This window comes from Methylobacterium sp. Leaf85 (assembly GCF_001422125.1).
In the GTDB taxonomy this organism is placed as follows: Bacteria; Pseudomonadota; Alphaproteobacteria; order Rhizobiales; family Beijerinckiaceae; genus Methylobacterium; species Methylobacterium bullatum.
The window spans coordinates 280,764-296,755 of sequence record NZ_LMME01000034.1 but is presented as its reverse complement, the minus strand read 5'-3'; the positions used below and the strand labels follow the sequence as shown (position 1 = coordinate 296,755).

The 15,992-nt window shown below is 69.5% G+C and carries 16 protein-coding genes; 11 read left to right on the top strand and 5 right to left on the bottom strand.

What is annotated here, in order from left to right:
* Window positions 1–2 precede the first annotated feature (2 nt).
* Window positions 3–1,205 (bottom strand): FAD-dependent monooxygenase, encoded by a 1,203-nt coding sequence (locus ASF08_RS22595; protein ID WP_056149691.1) that lies wholly within the window; start codon window positions 1,203–1,205, stop codon window positions 3–5.
* A 196-nt stretch (window positions 1,206–1,401) separates the two neighbouring features.
* Between ASF08_RS22595 and ASF08_RS22590 the strand changes: the two genes are divergently transcribed.
* Both ASF08_RS22590 and ASF08_RS22585 read left to right on the top strand, forming a co-directional pair.
* Complete coding sequence (locus ASF08_RS22590) at window positions 1,402–2,793, top strand: GntP family permease (protein WP_056149689.1); 1,392 nt, start codon at window positions 1,402–1,404, stop codon at window positions 2,791–2,793.
* Window positions 2,794–2,888: 95 nt separating this feature from the next.
* Window positions 2,889–3,665: an alpha/beta fold hydrolase gene (locus ASF08_RS22585; protein WP_156629691.1), complete on the top strand. Its 777-nt coding sequence runs from the start codon at window positions 2,889–2,891 to the stop codon at window positions 3,663–3,665.
* Window positions 3,666–3,888: 223 nt separating this feature from the next.
* On the opposite strand, the gene ASF08_RS22580 is transcribed toward ASF08_RS22585, so the two are convergent.
* A complete protein-coding gene (locus ASF08_RS22580) occupies window positions 3,889–4,092 on the bottom strand; it encodes a hypothetical protein (RefSeq protein WP_018043697.1) in 204 nt (67 codons plus the stop codon).
* A gap of 193 nt (window positions 4,093–4,285) precedes the next feature.
* Here ASF08_RS22580 and ASF08_RS22575 point away from each other — a divergent pair, with 193 nt between their 5' ends.
* Together ASF08_RS22575 and pncA are read left to right on the top strand one after the other, a co-directional pair.
* Entirely contained in the window at window positions 4,286–5,260 is a 975-nt protein-coding gene (locus tag ASF08_RS22575) for a quinone oxidoreductase family protein (RefSeq protein WP_056149687.1), read from the top strand.
* A gap of 48 nt (window positions 5,261–5,308) precedes the next feature.
* The gene (gene pncA / locus ASF08_RS22570; RefSeq protein WP_147832632.1) at window positions 5,309–5,944 is read left to right on the top strand and encodes a bifunctional nicotinamidase/pyrazinamidase; all 636 of its coding nucleotides are present in this window, start codon (window positions 5,309–5,311) and stop codon (window positions 5,942–5,944) included.
* A 25-nt stretch (window positions 5,945–5,969) separates the two neighbouring features.
* On the opposite strand, the gene rimO is transcribed toward pncA, so the two are convergent.
* The gene (gene rimO, locus ASF08_RS22565) at window positions 5,970–7,313 is read right to left on the bottom strand and encodes a 30S ribosomal protein S12 methylthiotransferase RimO (protein WP_056149685.1); all 1,344 of its coding nucleotides are present in this window, start codon (window positions 7,311–7,313) and stop codon (window positions 5,970–5,972) included.
* Between the two features lie 271 nt (window positions 7,314–7,584).
* On the opposite strand from rimO, the gene pabB reads away from it, so the two are divergent.
* The 4 genes from pabB to ASF08_RS22545 are packed head-to-tail and all read left to right on the top strand — an operon-like array spanning window position 7,585 to window position 10,829.
* Window positions 7,585–8,997 (top strand): aminodeoxychorismate synthase component I, encoded by a 1,413-nt coding sequence (gene pabB / locus ASF08_RS22560; protein ID WP_056149683.1) that lies wholly within the window; start codon window positions 7,585–7,587, stop codon window positions 8,995–8,997.
* Window positions 8,994–9,596, top strand: a complete 603-nt coding sequence (locus ASF08_RS22555) for an anthranilate synthase component II (protein ID WP_056149681.1) — start codon at window positions 8,994–8,996, stop codon at window positions 9,594–9,596. Before pabB ends, ASF08_RS22555 begins: the two co-directional genes overlap by 4 nt.
* Window positions 9,583–10,428: an aminotransferase class IV gene (locus ASF08_RS22550; RefSeq protein WP_056149679.1), complete on the top strand. Its 846-nt coding sequence runs from the start codon at window positions 9,583–9,585 to the stop codon at window positions 10,426–10,428. The genes ASF08_RS22555 and ASF08_RS22550 overlap by 14 nt, the downstream gene beginning before the upstream one ends.
* Window positions 10,401–10,829, top strand: a complete 429-nt coding sequence (locus tag ASF08_RS22545; protein WP_244474609.1) for a DoxX family protein — start codon at window positions 10,401–10,403, stop codon at window positions 10,827–10,829. The genes ASF08_RS22550 and ASF08_RS22545 overlap by 28 nt, the downstream gene beginning before the upstream one ends.
* A gap of 37 nt (window positions 10,830–10,866) precedes the next feature.
* Here the strand turns inward: ASF08_RS22545 and mazG are convergent, their stop codons facing one another.
* Window positions 10,867–11,697 carry a nucleoside triphosphate pyrophosphohydrolase gene (gene mazG, locus ASF08_RS22540; RefSeq protein WP_082473329.1) on the bottom strand — a complete coding sequence of 277 codons (831 nt, stop codon included), beginning with the start codon at window positions 11,695–11,697 and terminating at the stop codon, window positions 10,867–10,869.
* A gap of 727 nt (window positions 11,698–12,424) precedes the next feature.
* Here mazG and ASF08_RS22535 point away from each other — a divergent pair.
* Both ASF08_RS22535 and ASF08_RS22530 read left to right on the top strand, forming a co-directional pair.
* Entirely contained in the window at window positions 12,425–13,543 is a 1,119-nt protein-coding gene (locus ASF08_RS22535) for a replication protein RepA (protein ID WP_056149677.1), read from the top strand.
* Between the two features lie 89 nt (window positions 13,544–13,632).
* A complete protein-coding gene (locus tag ASF08_RS22530; RefSeq protein ID WP_056149674.1) occupies window positions 13,633–14,103 on the top strand; it encodes a winged helix-turn-helix domain-containing protein in 471 nt (156 codons plus the stop codon).
* A gap of 3 nt (window positions 14,104–14,106) precedes the next feature.
* On the opposite strand, the gene ASF08_RS22525 is transcribed toward ASF08_RS22530, so the two are convergent.
* A complete protein-coding gene (locus tag ASF08_RS22525; RefSeq protein WP_056149672.1) occupies window positions 14,107–14,805 on the bottom strand; it encodes a DJ-1/PfpI family protein in 699 nt (232 codons plus the stop codon).
* A gap of 85 nt (window positions 14,806–14,890) precedes the next feature.
* On the opposite strand from ASF08_RS22525, the gene ASF08_RS22520 reads away from it, so the two are divergent.
* The gene (locus ASF08_RS22520) at window positions 14,891–15,919 is read left to right on the top strand and encodes a GlxA family transcriptional regulator (protein WP_238253886.1); all 1,029 of its coding nucleotides are present in this window, start codon (window positions 14,891–14,893) and stop codon (window positions 15,917–15,919) included.
* The last annotated feature ends 73 nt before the right edge of the window (window positions 15,920–15,992 follow it).

Sequence of the window (15,992 nt, the reverse complement as noted above, 5' to 3'; positions counted from 1 at the left end):
CGTCACCGCATCAGCGAGGGTGCGCCGAGGCGCGGCAGAACCCCCTCGCGCATGACGATGCGGCGCAACGGTCCGATCGTCGTCATCGCCAGGAGTCCGAGGCCGCGCAGGACGTCGATGGGGATTAAAGAACTGAGCAGGCTGCGGTTGAGGGTGTCCACCGCCGCCGTGCGCAGGCGGGCATCCAGCGACCGAGACCGGGCAAAGCCGGACAGGGCCTGGCGCGAGCCGGGATCGCGCCCGTCCGAGGTCGCGGCCAGGACGCTGTCGCGCAACGCCGCCGCATCGCGCAGGCCGAGATTGAGCCCCTGCGCACCGATGGGAGGGAAGGCGTGGGCCGCCTCGCCGACAAGGGCGATGCGCGGCCCGACCGGGGAGGCGACGGAGAGGCCCCGCATGGGCACGAGCCCGCGCGGCCCGTCGATGCGCATGGCCCCGAGCATGGCCTGGGCCTGGTTCTCGATGGCGCGCGCGAGGTCGGCATCCTCCAGTTCGGAGAGGCGCCGCGCCGGTCCCGCGCCGGTGACCCAGACGAGGCTGGACCGATGCCCACCGGGGAGGGGGACCAGGGTGAACGGCCCCTGCCGGGTATGGAACTCGGTGGAGACGTCCCGGTGCGGGCGCTCGTGGGCGAGCAGCGTGGTGATGGCGGCCTGCGGATAGGACCACTCCCTGGTGGCGATGCCGGCCTGCTCCCGCATGCGCGAGCGGGCCCCGTCCGCGCCGACGACGAGGCGAGCGGCGACGGGCCCGCCCTCTTCCAGACCGATCCGGGCCTCGTCGGCATCCCGTTCCAGCCCCACCGCGTCGCTCTCGAACAGGGTCAGGCCGGGAGCCGACCGGGCCTGCGCCCGCAGGGTCTCCACGAGGCGGGCGCTCTCCACGTTCCAGCCGAAGGCGGGAAGGCCGATCTCGGTGGACACGAACCGGGCCGGCGGCGGGCGGAACAGGCTGCCCGTGTCATCGACGATATGGAGTTCGGCGAGCGGCGCTGCATGCGGCGCCACCTCCGCCCAGGCCCCCAGCGCGTCGAGGAAGCGCACCGACCCGTCAAGGAGGGCGACCGTGCGTCCATCGGCGACGGGGGCGTGGCGGCCGACGAGGGCCGTGGCGATGCCCTCTCGGGCCAAAGCCAGGGCGAGACCGAGCCCGGCGGCACCCGCGCCGACGACGGCCACGTCGAAACGGGGAGGGGACGAATCCATGCATCGCTCCTCGGCGAGGGGTGCCCTCACCAGACCAGTCGAAGCGGCACCGACCGGACCGCTGCCGTTTCAAATAGGTGCCGTCCGTCTCGGGTCACCTCGCTGTGGCATTGCCACGCTGCGGCTTCTAGCATCAGCTGAGCGTCCCGACAGGGGCAGAGTGCCCCGGAGGTTGCCCCATCATGAGAGCGTCGTCATGAGCCTCGCCATCGCGCTGCTGGCGCTCGGATTCCTGATGCTCGTCGCCTATCGCGGCTTCAGCGTCATCCTGTTCGCCCCGGTGGCGGCGCTCCTCGCCGTGCTCCTCACCGACCCGTCCGCCGTGCTGCCGGTCTTCTCCGGCCTGTTCATGGAGAAAATGGTCGGCTTCGTGAAGCTGTACCTGCCGGTCTTCCTCCTCGGCGCGGTGTTCGGCAAGGTCATCGAGCTCTCGGGTTTTTCGCGGTCGATCGTCACGGCGGTGATCGATCTCGTGGGCGCGCGCCGGGCGGTGCTCTCCATCGTGCTGGTGTGCAACCTGCTCACCTATGGCGGCGTCTCGCTCTTCGTCGTGGTGTTCGCGGTCTATCCCTTCGCGGCGGAAGCCTTCCGGTTGAGCGAGATCCCCAAGCGCCTCATCCCCGGCACCATCGCGCTCGGCGCCTTCTCCTACACGATGGACGCGCTGCCCGGCACGCCGCAGATCCAGAACATCATCCCCACCACCTTCTTCGGCACCAACACCTGGGCCGCCCCCTGGCTCGGTCTGATCGGCGCCGCCTTCATCCTCGTGGCCGGCGTGGCCTATCTCGACCGGCGCATCGCCTCGGCCAAGGCCAGAGGAGAGGGCTACGGCAGCGGCCACACCAACGAGCCGACGCCCGTCTCCGACGAAGCCCTGGCGCATCCCCTGGTGGCGCTGCTGCCGCTCGTCGTGGTCGGCCTCTCGAACCTCGCCTTCACCGCGCTCATCCCGCGCCTCTACGGGGCGAAGACCGAGACCATGCTGGCGGGGCTCGACAAGCCCATCGTCACCACGGTCTCGTCGGTCACCGCGATCTGGGCGGTGGAGCTGGCGCTGCTGGCCGGCATCCTCACGGTCTTCGTCTTCGCCTGGAAGCCGGTCTCGAAGAGCTTCGCCGAGGGTAGCCGCGCGGCGGTGGCCGGCTCGCTGCTGGCGGCCATGAACACGGCCTCCGAATACGGGTTCGGCGCGGTCATCGCGGCCCTGCCGGGATTCATCGTCATCCGCGAGGCCCTGTCGGCCATCCCCGACCCGCTGGTCAACGAGGCGGTGACGGTGACGGCGCTGGCCGGCATCACCGGCTCGGCCTCCGGAGGGCTGAGCATCGCCCTCGCCGCCATGTCCTCCACCTTCATCGCGGCAGCGCAGGCGGCCCATATCCCCATGGAGGTGCTGCATCGGGTGGCCGCCATGGCGAGCGGCGGCATGGACACCCTGCCCCATAACGGCGCCGTCATCACCCTGCTCTCGGTGACGGGGCTGACACACCGGCAGGCCTATGCCGACATCTTCGCGATCACCGTGCTCAAGACCAGCGCGGTGTTTCTCGTGATCGGGGTCTATTACCTGACCGGGCTGGTGTGAGGCTCGGTCAGAGGCATCGCGGTTCCCGATGGCCTGGACTTTCTCAGGGCGCGGGCGGCCAATGCCGCGACATCCGATGCGACGGGAGCCTTCCGATGGATCGTCGAACCTTCCTGACACTCGCGGCCGCCGGTGCCGCATTCCCGCTTGGCGCGGACCCGGCCAAGGCGGAATCAGCCAAGGCGGCCCCGCCGCCGGCGCGCAACGTGGTGCTCGTGCACGGCCTGTTTGCCGACGGGTCGTGCTGGTCCGAGGTCATCGGGCGATTGCAGATGGCGGGCCTGACCGTCACCTCCGTGCAGAACCCGCTGACCACCCTCGACGAGGCGGTGGCTTCGGTGCGGCGGGTGCTGGCGCGGCAGGACGGGCCGACCGTGCTCGTCGGCCATTCCTTCGCCGGCATGATCGTCTCCGAGGCCGGCACCGATCCGAACGTATCCGCCCTTGTCTACGTGGCGGCCCGCGCGCCGGATGCCGGCGAGGATTACGCGGCCCTGGCACGAACCTTTCCGACGCCCCCCGCCAGCGCCGGCATCGTCTTCGACGGAGAATACGGGCGCCTCGGCGAGGCGGCCTTCCTGCGTGATTTCGCCGGCGACCTTCCCGAGGCGAAGGCGAAGGTGCTCTACGCGGTACAGCAGCCCTTCGCGAAGGCGCTGCTGGCGGGCAGGACCACCCAGGCGGCCTGGCGATCGAAGCCGAGCTTCTACGCGGTCTCGACGGAGGATCGGACGATCGACCCCGATCTCGAACGCTTCATGGCGAAGAGGATGGGCGCCACGACGATCGAGGTGACGGCGAGCCACCTGTCCCTGATCTCCCAGCCCGACACGATCGCGAGGCTGATCCTGAACGCCGCCGGATGGCCCTGAGGCATCTCGCGGGGTCAGGGCGTTGCGACAGACCGAACTCCCGTTTGCCGACTGCCGGGACCTGTCCTATCGTCCGATGCGGCGGTGCCGGATCATCGCCGGGAGAGGAGAGCTCACCATGGCATTCTTCATCGGGATCGCAGGTCCCTGGCTGGTTATCGCCGTCCTCGACCTCCTGGCGATCCGCCGCGACCTGGAACTGTCGCGGATCCCGTGAAAAGCTTCAGCCTTCCGGCTCCTCGACGATCTTCAAGGTGAGTTGCGTGAACGGCCTGATCTCCCAGGCGATCCCGGCCTTGAACATCATCACCACCCGGCAGCGGTCCATGACCTCGAAGGCGGGAAGGCCTGGCTCCGGCTGGAACACGAGCCCCGCGACGACGGCGGGATCGTAATCGGCGGGCCTGATCCAGACGATCTCTTCCATGGAACGCGGCCCCCTCCTGCGCAGCTGCCGGGGAACGATACCGACCGGCCTGTCTCACGCGAAGCCGGGCGATGGTCTGCAACGGCCATGCCGCCCGCGCCTCCGGCCGGGCACCTCTATCGGCAGCGCCGGGCTTGCTCCTTAAGGCCGGTAGCTTATGTCGCGTCCATCGAACAGACGAGGAGAGACGACGATGCCCAAGGCGATCCGGGTCTACGAGTATGGCGAGCCCGAGGTAATGCGCTACGAGGAGGTGGCGGTCGGCGAGCCCGGCCCCGGCCAGATCCGCGTCCGCCAGACGGCCATCGGCGTCAACTTCATCGACATCTACTTCCGCTCGGGCGCCTACAAGGCGGCGCAGCTCCCCTTCACGCCCGGCAAGGAGGGGGCGGGCGTGGTCGCCGCCATCGGCGAGGGCGTCACCGGGTTCCGGGTGGGTGAGCGCGTGGCCTACGGTTCGGCCGAGGGTACCTATGCGGAGGAGGTGGTGATCAATGCCGGCGCCGCCGTGCATCTCGCCGACGGGGTCGACGACGCCACCGCCGCGGCCATGATGCTGAAGGGCCTCACCGCCGAGTATCTCCTGCACCGGACATGCCCGGTGAAGCCGGGCGACACGATCCTGTTCCACGCCGCCGCCGGCGGCGTCGGCCTCATCGCCTGCCAATGGGCCAAGCATATCGGCGCCACCGTCATCGGCACGGTGGGCTCGGCCGAGAAAGCGGAGCTGGCGCGGGCCAATGGCTGCGACCACGTCATCCTCTACCGCGACGAGGATTTCGCCGCGCGGGTGAAGGAGATCACCGGCGGCAAGGGCGTGCGCGTCGTCTATGACGGCGTCGGCAAGGACACCTACCCGGCCTCCCTCGACTGCATCGCCCCGCTGGGGATGTTCGTGAGCTTCGGCTCCGCCTCCGGCCCGATCGAGAACTTCAATCTGGCCCTCCTCGCCCAGAAGGGCTCGCTCTTCGCCACGAGGCCCACGCTGTTCACCCATGCGGGGACGCGGGCCACCCTCGATTCCATGGCCGAGAACCTGTTCGGCGTGGTGGCGAGCGGGGCGGTGAAGATCCCCGTCCATGCGCGGGCGAAGCTCGCCGACGCGGTGCAGGTGCACAAGGATCTGGCCGGACGCCAGACCACGGGCGCCACGATCATGACGCCGTGATCCGGGTATCCCGTGATCCCGGGATCACCTGACGACAGGACGAGGCGGATGATGCCCCCAGGCGAGCGTGACCTTCTCCTCGTGGTCGACGTCCAGAACGACTTCCTGCCCGGCGGAGCCCTCGCGGTGCCGGACGGCCATGCGGTGATCGCCCCGATCAACCGCCTCGCCGCCCTGTTCCCGCACGTGGTCCTGACCCAGGACTGGCATCCGCCGGGCCATGTCTCCTTCGCCTCCAGCCATGCGGGGAAGTCCCCCTTCGAGACCGTGGACCTCGCCTACGGCCCTCAGGTCCTCTGGCCCGACCATTGTGTCGAGGGCTCGCCCGGTGCCCGTTTCTCGTCCGAGCTTCACGTCGATTGGGCCGAACTGGTCATGCGCAAGGGCTATCATGCCCATACCGACAGCTATTCGGCCTTCTTGGAGGCCGATCGGAATACGCGAACGGGGCTCGACGGCTACCTGCGCGAGCGCGGGTTCGAACACCTCTATCTCACCGGCCTCGCCACCGATTACTGCGTGCTCTGGAGCGCGCTCGATGCCCGCAAGGCAGGCTTTGCCGTCACCGTCATCGAAGATGCGGTGCGGGGGATCGATATCGACGGATCGGTGGAACGCGCTTGGGCGACCATGCGTGAGGCCGGGATCGAACGGATCACGAGCGGGGCGATCGGGGGCGGGTAGAGCCTGAACACGCCGGTGCGCGGTCCTACACCGCGCTGCCGTAGAGGTCGTAGGCGTCGGCCCGCTCGATCTTCACGGTGACGATGTCGCCGACCCGCAGCGGCCGGCGCGAGGTGACGTGGACGTTGCCGTCGATCTCGGGCGCGTCGTATTTCGAGCGGCCCTTGGCGATGCCGCCATTGGCCTCGTCGATGATGACGGGCAGGCGCTTGCCCACGCGCGCCTTCTGCAAGCGGGCCGAGACACCCTGCTGCGCCTCCATGAAGCGGCGCTTGCGCTCGGCCTTGAGTTCCGGCGGGACGAGATCGCCGAGTCCGTTGGCCACCGCGCCGCCTACGGGCTCGTATTCGAAACAGCCGACGCGCTCGAGCTTGGCTTCGCGGATCCAAGTCAGCAGTTCTTCGAACTCGGCCTCGGTCTCGCCGGGGAAGCCGACGATGAAGGTCGAGCGGATGGCGAGGTCCGGGCAGATCTCGCGCCAGCGCCGGATCCGTTCGAGCTGTTTCTCCTGGTTGCCCGGCCGGCGCATGCGCTTGAGCACGGACGGGCTGGCGTGCTGCAGCGGCATGTCGAGATAGGGAAGGATCTTGCCCTCGGCCATCAGCGGGATGACGTCGTCCACGTGCGGGTAGGGATAGACGTAATGCATCCGCACCCAGGCACCGAGCTCGCCGAGCTCGGCGGAGAGATCGTAGAACTTCGCCCGCACCTCTCGGTCGCGCCAGGGGCTCGTGGCATAGCGGATATCGACGCCGTAGGCGCTAGTGTCCTGCGAGACCACCAGCAGTTCCTTGACGCCGGCTTTGACCAGCTTCTCGGCCTCGCGCAGCACGTCGCCGGCCGGCCGGCTGACGAGATCGCCGCGCAGGGAAGGAATGATGCAGAAGGTGCAGCGGTTGTTGCAGCCCTCGGAAATCTTCAGATAGGCGTAATGGCGTGGGGTGAGCTTCACCCCCTGCGGCGGCACAAGATCGAGGAACGGGTCATGCGCCGGGGGCACCGCCTCGTGCACGGCGGCGACCACCGATTCGTAGGCCTGCGGCCCGGTCACCGCGAGGAGGTTCGGATACTTTTCGCGAATTTCCTCGGGCTGGGCGCCCATACAGCCGGTCACGATGACGCGTCCGTTCTCGGCCATGGCCTCGCCGATGGCCGAGAGCGATTCGGCCTTTGCCGAATCGAGGAAGCCGCAGGTGTTGACGATGACCACATCCGCCCCGTCATGCCGGCGCGCGAGTTCATAGCCTTCCGCCCGCAGATGCGTGAGGATGCGCTCGGAATCCACCAGCGCCTTGGGGCAGCCGAGGGAAACGAACGAGATCTTGGGCGCGGCTTTCGCCGGGGTCGGAATGGTGACGGGTACGGTCATGGTCGCTCGTCGGTCGCGGCCGAGGAAAACTCGACCGGCCGTGATTCTCGGGGCGGAGGGTGCCGGGTTGCAGCCTTCCTATACGCCCATCCTCGCGCGGTTGCGAGGGCGGCGGTTCCGGGCACCATGCCGACAGCCTGCACGGCCCATGCAGCCCGCGCGGCTTCCGTCGAACCGCGACCCGTGTCACCTGTGGCGCGTTATCAGGAAACCATGCCGCAGGAGGGGCCCGTGTCCCCGCCCGCGCGAAGCTCTTAAGTCCGACAGCATCATGTGGACCCGCGAGATCCCCTTCATCGATCCCGTCGCGGCGGCGGAGGCGTTCTCGTCCCTGCCGGGGCTGGCCTTCCTCGACAGCGCCATGCGCCACGAGACCCTGGGGCGCGTCTCGATCGTGGCCGCCGACCCGTTCGGGCGGTTCCGCTACGCGAACGGCCGCGCGACGCTCGACGGACGGCCCCTCGAGGGGCGGCAATCCGGCGAAACTGGCCTGGAGGCCCTGCGCGCCTGCCTCGCGCCCTACCGGCTGGCGGGCGACGAGGGAACCGGCTTTCCCGGCGGGGCCATCGGCTATTTCGCCTACGATCTCGGCGCGAGCCTGGAGCGGGTGAGGCCGCCGGCCCGCCGCGCCGGCCTCACCGACGACATCGCCTTCAACCTCTACGACACGGTCCTGTCCATCGACCATGACAGCCGGACCTGCCGGCTCGTCGCCACCGGCTTTCCGGAGCTCACGGAATCCGCCCGCGCCGACCGGGCACGGGCGCGGCTCGACCGTTTCGCGGAGCTGCTCGCGGCCGGCGACCGCACCGGAACGAGGACGGAGGCGCCGCCGCTCGCCTGGCGCTCCAACTTCACCAGGGCCTCCTACGAGGCGGCGGTGGAGACGGTGCGCGACTACATCCGGGCCGGGGACATCTACCAGGCCAACATCGCCCAGCGCTTCGAGGCGGCGCTGCCGGCGGGATACGATCCCTTCTCGCTCTATCACCGCCTGCGCGAGACCAACCCGGCGACCTTCGGCGCCTATCTGTCCTTCGGTGCTCTCACCATCGCGTCGAGCAGCCCCGAGCGCTTCATGAAGCTGCAGGGCAGGGCGGTGGAGACCCGGCCGATCAAGGGCACCGTGCGCCGGGTGGAGGATCCCGCCGAGGACCGGGCTCTGGGCGAAGCGCTCCAGGCCAACGTCAAGGAGCGGGCCGAGAACATCATGATCGTCGATCTCCTGCGCAACGACCTCTCGCGCATCTGCGAGCCGCACAGCGTCAAGGTGCCGGTCCTGTGCGGGCTCGAATCCTACGCCTCGGTCCATCACCTCGTCTCGGTGGTGACCGGGACCCTGCGCCAGGGCCTCGACGCCATCGACCTGATCGCCGCCACCTTCCCCGGCGGCTCGATCACCGGGGCGCCGAAACTGCGCGCCATGGACATCATCACGGAGATCGAGGGCGATGCCCGCGAGCTCTATTGCGGCGCCATCGGCGCCATCGGGTTCGACGGGTCGCTCGACACCTCCATCGCCATCCGCACCGTGTTCATGGACGAGGCCCGCGCCGTGCTCCAGGCCGGGGGGGGGGTGACGCTCCTCTCCGACCCGGCCGCCGAATACGAGGAGACCCTGACCAAGGCGGCTCGGGTCTTCGCTGCCTTCGAGCCCGACCGGAACGAGCGCGGGGCGCCATGATCCTCGTCGTCGACAATTACGATTCCTTCGTCTTCAACGTGGTGCGCTACGTGGAGGAGCTCGGCCAGGAGGTGAAGGTGCTGCGCAACGACGCCGTCGACGTCGCCGGCATCCGCGCGCTAGCCCCCGAGGCGCTGATCCTCTCTCCCGGCCCCTGCACCCCCAACGAGGCCGGCGTGACCCTGCCCGCCATCGAGGCCCTGTCCGGCGAGATCCCGATCCTCGGCGTCTGCCTCGGCCACCAGGCCATCGGCGCGGCCTTCGGTGGAAGGGTCGAGCGGGCGGCGCGGCCGCTCCACGGCCAGGCGACGGCGATCCGGCATGACGGGTCCGGCCTGTTCGCGGGCCTGCCCGACCCGATGCAGGTGGGCCGCTACCATTCCCTCATCGTCACGCCCCAGCCCGGCATGGACGAATCCCTCGTTATCGACGCCGTGTCGGGGGAGGGCGAGGTGATGGCCCTGTCCCACCGGCGCCACCCGACGATGGGCGTGCAGTTCCACCCGGAATCGGTGCTGACCGAGAACGGCCACGCGGTGTTCGGCAACTTCCTCGACCTGGCGCGCCGGTGGCGGGAGACCCGCGATGCTGTGGTTTGACGGCGCCCTCCACGAGGGCAACCGCCACGGTTTCGACCTCGCCGACCGGGGCCTGACCCTCGGGGACGGTCTCTTCGACACGGCCCTCTGCCTCGGAGGCCGCATCGCCTTCCGGGAGGCGCATCTCGCCCGGCTCGCCGCCTCGGCCGCGGATCTGGGCTTTTCCATCGACCGGGAAGCGGTGGGGGAGGCGATGCATCTCGTCGCCGCCGCCATCGGCGACGGGGCGCTCCGCACCACGATCACCCGCGGCTCCGGCCCGCGCGGCCTCGCCCCGCCGGAGCCGGCCCGGCCGGTCTGGTGGATCGCCGCCACGCCGCGCCGGGCGGGATCGGGTTTCGCGCCGGTCTCGCTGCATCCGAGCGCGATCCGCCGCAACGAGACCTCGCCGGCCGCGAGGATCAAGACGCTGGGCTATCTCGACGCCATCCTCGCCGCCCGCGAGGCGAGGGCGCGGGGCTTCGACGAGGCCCTGTTCCTCAACACCAGAGGCCACCTCGCCTGCGCCGGGACCGGCAACCTCTTCGCGATCCTGGACGGGCGCCTCGTCACCCCGCCCCTGTCGGACGGCGTGCTGCCCGGCATCGTCCGGGCGCAGGTTCTCGGCTTGGCGCGATCCCTCGGCATCGGGACCACGGAACGCTCCCTCGCCCTCGAGGAGGTCCTGGCCGCCGAGGCGGTGGTCATGACCAATTCCCTGCGCGGCCTGTCCCCCGTCACGGCGATCGGGACGACGGCGTTTCCCGGCGGGCACGAAGCCGTCGCCGCGTTGAGCCACGGGCTCCGCCGTCTCATCGCCGAGGAATGCGGCGTCGCGCCGGAAGTGGCGTGAGGCCGGAGGCCCCCAACCGCCTGCTCTCGCGGCTATGCCTCGCCGCGCTCTATGGCGGCATCGGCCTCCTCCACCTCGCGGCCGCCGACAAGTTCCTGCCGATCATGCCCGATTGGGTGCCCTGGCCGAGGCAGGTCGTCATCCTGACGGGCTTCTACGAACTCGCCTGCGTGGCGGGCCTGTTCGTCGCGCGCACCCGCCGCGCCGCCGGCTACGCCCTGGCCGCCTACGCGATCTGCGTGTTCCCGGCCAACATCAAGCACGCGGTGGAGGGGATCTCCGTTCCCGGCCTGCCCGACAGCTGGTGGTATCACGGCCCCCGCCTCGCCCTGCAGCCGGTTCTGGTCTGGTGGGCGCTCCACGCCACGCGGATCGTCGATTGGCCGTTCGGGCGGCGCTAGAGCGCGGGCGGCCGAACGGACCGAAGCGAGCCGGCGATCAGGCTTCCGAACGCTTCACCCGCTGCCAGGCGGCCTCCATGGCGGGAAGATCGGCCTCGTCCAGGCTTGCCCCATCCTCCGCGATCAAAGCCGCCATGGCGTGGAAGCGCCGCTCGAACTTGATATTCCCTTTCTTCAAGGAATATTCCGGGTCTATTCCGGAATGCCGGGCGAGATTCACCACCGCGAAGAGCAGGTCGCCGATCTCCTCGGCGAGGTGATCCGGATCGTCCCGCCCGAGCGCGTCGGCGACCTCGTCCACCTCCTCGCGGATCTTGGCGATGACCGAGGCCGCGTCCGGCCAATCGAATCCGTGCCGCGCCGCGTTGCGGCTGATCTTCTCGGCCCGGGTGAGGGCGGGCAGGGCCTTGGCGACGGAGCCGAGGAGGTCGCCCCCGGCATGTTCGGACCGCCCCGTCTTCTCCGACCGCTCCGCCGCTTTCGAGGCGGTCCAATTGGCGTCGAGCTGCGCCAGGCTCAGGCGCTCGGGGCCGTCCGCCAGCGGCGACCCATCCGCCTCGAACACATGCGGATGCCGCCGGATCAGCTTGGCGCAGATCGTCCGGACCACGTCGTCGAAGGCGAAGCTCCCGGCCTCCTCGGCGACCCGCGCCTGGAACACGACCTGAAGCAGGAGGTCGCCGAGTTCCCCCTGGAGATCGGCAAGATCGCCGCGTTCGATGGCGTCCACCACTTCGTAGGCTTCCTCCAGCGTGTAAGGCGCGAGGGTTTCGAGGGTCTGGACCTGGTCCCAGGCGCAGCCCCGTTCGGGATCGCGCAGGGTCGCCATCAATCGCAGCAGGGTCTCGATCGGCGAGTCGGATGTCACGGGTTCACCACGCTTGGGAAATCGGAGGATCGGGGAGAAGCGGAAGCGAGTGTCGGACCAGGGTTAGGCCACGCGGCGGGGTTCCCTCAACCCGCTGTCGCAAGGTGCGCGGTCCATCCTCGTCTGTGCCGAACCTGTGGACCGGGAGAGGAGGAATTCTGGAAATTCCAAGATATCGATCAAAAAATCGTGCCGTCCGGCAAAACGAACGATCCACCGGACCCTTAGGAAAGATATCAGTAACCTCTTTTTAGAGAGTCAGTTCAGCAAGTTATATGGGACGGCGAATTCGCGTGGTCGTCCCGTGTGTTGAGCCCCTTTCGCGTATCGAACTCTGCGCGGGGACGTATCGAACTCTGCGTGGCTCCGTATCGGATTCTGCGCTGTCGCGGCCCCGATCCGTATGGGATTCTGCGCCGATCCGTATGGAATTCTGCGGGGAGAACGGGGTTTGCCGGTGAAGTATGGGGATAGAACGGAATTCCGGCCCGTATCGAACTCTGCGTAGGCGCCGGAACGGCCAGGGGGCGGTCTCTTCCGGTGGCGGGATCGCCGAACGGGTGCGGCCCATCCTCCGGTTGCCGGGTTTCGTGGCCGGGCCCTTCGCCGAGCCCTTGGCCCGACTCCGTGGATTGTCGGGATAAGATCCGGCCCCGGCGACTCCTAGCCTCGGAATCGTGCGATGGCGGACGTTCAGTGACGAGAGCCGCCGGTATCGATGACAGCCATGGGGATCGAGGAGAAACTCGCCCAGATCCGTGATCCCGACCTCTTGGAGGAGGTCGAGGCCGGCCGCGGCAGCTTCCTGTTCGGAAGCATCGTCGAGCACATCCTCCACCGGCAGCGTGCCCGCGACGCCGAGGCCTCGATCCTGCGCGAGGCCGCCGACATGCGCGGCGCCATGCCCCGCGACCGGCGTCGGCGCGACATGGTGCGCGAGGTCATCGAGAACGAACCGACCCTGCCGGAGAACCTGCAGCACATCCACAGCGTGCTGGCCCTGTGCGGCCTGCCTTATCGCGATCCGGGCGATGCCCGCGAGTTCTTCCGGGAATACGGCCGCAACTCCCTCAGCCTGCTGGCCGGCCGCCTCAAGAACCCGGTCAATGGCGAGATGGAGTTCCAGGGCCTGCCCTACGGCCCCAAGGCCCGCCTCGTCCTGCTGCATCTCTGCACCGAGGCGGTGCGCCAGCGCAGCCCCACCATCACGGTGGCCGACAGCCTGTCGGGCTTCATGAAGGAGATGGGATTTTCCGTCACCGGCGGCGAGCGCGGCACGATCCGGCAGTTCAAGGAACAGCTCAACCGGCTCGCCGCCTGCACCCTGCAGATCGGCCTCTGGGACGGCAGCGACAAGGCCAGCACCCTCAACGTGCCGCCCTTCCGCCAGCTCGACCTCTGGCTCTCGCACGGATCGGGGGAGGGGCAGGTCTGGTCGAAGACCGTCCAGTTCCACCAGGATTTCTACGACAACCTGATCCAGCACGCCCTGCCGGTGGATATCCGCGCGGCCCGCGCCTTCGCCGGATCGGCCCGCAAGCTCGATCTCCTGTTCTGGCTCGGCTACCGCCTGCGCGTCCTGCAGCGCCCGCTGCGGCTGACCTGGGCCAACCTGCACAGCCAGTTCGGCGCCGACAATGCCAGCATCCGCAGCTTCCGGCAGGCGTTCAAGGCCGATCTCGCCCATATGCAGGAGGTCTTCCCGAAACTGCCCGTCTCCCTCGACGAGGCCGGCATGATGCTCCAGCCCGCCCATCCCAGCGCCCTGCTGGTGCCGCCCAGGCTCGGCGGGGCGAAGGCGGGCGCATCCAAGGCCGGTGCGGCACGGCGCGCCCTCGCGGGCTGAGGCATCTTCCAAATATCCGTTGGGAATATTCCATTATGATACGTCTTCTGTTAGATATTCCGTAATTGGAATATTCCAGAGGTGCCACCATGTTCCTGACGGAAGCCGAGGCCGAGGCGCGCCTCTCCGACCTCTATCGTGAACGGTCCCGCATCGAGCGGGCCATCGCCGACCTCACGCTCTTCCTCGATATCGGGCGTCGGATATCCGTGCCCGCCCGAGGGGCAGTGGACGGGTGGCGCGATCCGGCCCCGGTCGCCCCGTCGCCGGATACGGCAAGCGAAGAGCCCGCCGGCGAGTCCGGCGGCGACCGGTCGCAGGCCCGGCGCGAGGGCCGTCTCCTCATAGAGGCGGCCTCCGAGATCCTCGAGGAGGCGGGCCGTCCCCTCCATGCCGCCGAGATCCTGGAGGGACTGACCCTGCGCGGCCTGTCGGTCCCCGGCATCGACCCGGTGGCCGCCCTCAACACCCGGCTCTGGAAGCGCTCGGGACCCGACGGTCCGTTCCAGCGCCTCGGCGACGCGGTCTATGCCCTCGCCTCCGGGCCCGACGACGAATGAGGCTCAGAACCGCCCATTCCGGGTGATCTCGGCGATGATCTTTTCGCGGGCGGCGCGCGAGGCGGCGAATCGCGCGCGGGCCGCCGCGACCACCTCGGGCGAGGCCGTGCCGGGATGGCCCGCCGAGAAGGGCGGGGCCGGCGCGTATTCGAGGGCCAGCTGGATCGTCTCGGCTTCCGTCCGGCCGGCGAGCTCGGCCACCGCCGCGAGGGCGAAATCGAGACCGGCCGTGACGCCGCCTCCGGTGATGATCCGTCCGTCGCGCACGATCCGCTCGTCGACCGGGATCGCCCCGAACGCGGCCAGCAGGTCGAGGGCGCCCCAATGGGTCGTCGCGCGCTTCCCCCGCAGCAGGCCCGCCGCCCCGAGGATGAGGGCGCCGGTGCAGACCGAGGTGACGAGGATCGGCCGCTCGGCCTGGGCGCGCACGAAATCGAGCACGGGCGCGTGCGTCATCAGGGCGTTCACGCCGATCCCGCCCGGAATGCACAGGAGGTCGAGGGGCGGGCAGGCGGTAAGATCCGTCGTGGGCGTCAGCGGCAATCCGGTGGCGCTGACGATGGTGGCGCGGTCGAGGCCGACGAGATGGACGCGCGCCCCCGGCAGCGAGGCGAAGACCTCGTAGGGCGCGGTGAGGTCGAGCTGCTGCACGCCCTCGAAGGTCAGGAGGCCGATCTCGAAGCGGATCTCGGTCTGGGACATGGCAAGGGTCTCCGGGAGGGGGGGCGGCAACGGAAAGTCCGCGACTGGACAGGTCCGACGATACCGGCGCAGGTTGCCGGCCGACATGACCAAAAACCCTCCTATCCTGCCAAACCATCCGCTTCGGGAGCCGCCCCTCGCCGGGGCGATCATCACCGTGGCGATCCTGGCCTATCCCGGGGTGCAACTCCTCGATGTGGCCGGTCCGCTCCAGGTCTTTGCCACCGCCAACGACCTTTTCGTCGATGCCGGCCGGCCATCCCCTTATCGCGTCAGCGTCGTCGCCGAGCGCGCCGGCTCCGTCGCCACCTCGTCGGGCCTCGCGCTGACGGCCGAGGGGCTGGTCCCGGATACCGGCTCCATCGACACGCTGATCGTCGCCGGCGGGCGAGGGGTTCAGGCCCAGCTCGACAATGCCGACCTTCGGAGCTGGCTGCGCGCGCGGGCCGCCCGGTCGCACCGCGTCGCCTCGGTCTGCACCGGCGCCTTCCTCCTCGGGGCGGCGGGCCTCCTCGACGGCCGCCGGGTGGTGACCCACTGGACCCGCTGCGACGCCCTCCGGGCCCTCTATCCGGCGGCGAGGGTCGAGGCCGACCCGATCTTCATCCGCGACGGCGCGCTTTGGACCTCGGCCGGGGTCACTGCCGGCATCGATCTCGCGCTCGCCCTGGTGGAGGCCGATCTCGGGCGGGAGACGTCCCTGGCCGTGGCGCGGCACCTCGTCGTGTTCCTCAAGCGCCCCGGCGGGCAGGCCCAGTTCAGCGCCGCCCTTTCGCTCCAGGGCGGCGACGACCGGTTCGGCCGCCTCCATGCCTGGATCGGCGAGAACCTCGCCGCCGATCTGACGATCCCCGCTTTGGCCGACCGGGCCGGGATGAGCCCGCGCAGCTTTGCCCGGCATTACCGCGCCGCGACGGGCCGCAGCCCGGCCGAGGCGATGGAGGGCATCCGTTTCGAGGCCGCCCGCCGGCTGCTGGAGGAGACCGACCTGCCGCTGAAGCGCATCGCCGAACGCTGTGGCTTTGGCGCGGAGGAGACCCTGCGCCGGGTCTTCCTGCGCCGGATCGCGACGACGCCCGGCGAGTACCGCCGTCGTTTCGCTGCTTTTGCGTGATCCTGGCAGCCCTCCTCCGATGCGGGCGAATTTGACTTTCCCGGCCGCATCATCGACACCGCCGCCCGTCGCG

Excerpts from the sequence above, each read along its gene's own strand:
- ASF08_RS22595 (WP_056149691.1), bottom strand. The coding sequence starts at position 1,205 with ATGGATTCGTCCCCTCCCCGTTTCGACGTGGCCGTCGTCGGCGCGGGT.
- ASF08_RS22590 (WP_056149689.1), top strand. The coding sequence starts at position 1,402 with ATGAGCCTCGCCATCGCGCTGCTGGCGCTCGGATTCCTGATGCTCGTC.
- ASF08_RS22585 (WP_156629691.1), top strand. The coding sequence starts at position 2,889 with ATGGATCGTCGAACCTTCCTGACACTCGCGGCCGCCGGTGCCGCATTC.
- ASF08_RS22580 (WP_018043697.1), bottom strand. The coding sequence starts at position 4,092 with ATGGAAGAGATCGTCTGGATCAGGCCCGCCGATTACGATCCCGCCGTC.
- ASF08_RS22575 (WP_056149687.1), top strand. The coding sequence starts at position 4,286 with ATGCCCAAGGCGATCCGGGTCTACGAGTATGGCGAGCCCGAGGTAATG.
- pncA (WP_147832632.1), top strand. The coding sequence starts at position 5,309 with ATGATGCCCCCAGGCGAGCGTGACCTTCTCCTCGTGGTCGACGTCCAG.
- rimO (WP_056149685.1), bottom strand. The coding sequence starts at position 7,313 with ATGACCGTACCCGTCACCATTCCGACCCCGGCGAAAGCCGCGCCCAAG.
- pabB (WP_056149683.1), top strand. The coding sequence starts at position 7,585 with ATGTGGACCCGCGAGATCCCCTTCATCGATCCCGTCGCGGCGGCGGAG.
- ASF08_RS22555 (WP_056149681.1), top strand. The coding sequence starts at position 8,994 with ATGATCCTCGTCGTCGACAATTACGATTCCTTCGTCTTCAACGTGGTG.
- ASF08_RS22550 (WP_056149679.1), top strand. The coding sequence starts at position 9,583 with ATGCTGTGGTTTGACGGCGCCCTCCACGAGGGCAACCGCCACGGTTTC.
- ASF08_RS22545 (WP_244474609.1), top strand. The coding sequence starts at position 10,401 with ATGCGGCGTCGCGCCGGAAGTGGCGTGAGGCCGGAGGCCCCCAACCGC.
- ASF08_RS22535 (WP_056149677.1), top strand. The coding sequence starts at position 12,425 with ATGGGGATCGAGGAGAAACTCGCCCAGATCCGTGATCCCGACCTCTTG.
- ASF08_RS22530 (WP_056149674.1), top strand. The coding sequence starts at position 13,633 with ATGTTCCTGACGGAAGCCGAGGCCGAGGCGCGCCTCTCCGACCTCTAT.
- ASF08_RS22525 (WP_056149672.1), bottom strand. The coding sequence starts at position 14,805 with ATGTCCCAGACCGAGATCCGCTTCGAGATCGGCCTCCTGACCTTCGAG.
- ASF08_RS22520 (WP_238253886.1), top strand. The coding sequence starts at position 14,891 with ATGACCAAAAACCCTCCTATCCTGCCAAACCATCCGCTTCGGGAGCCG.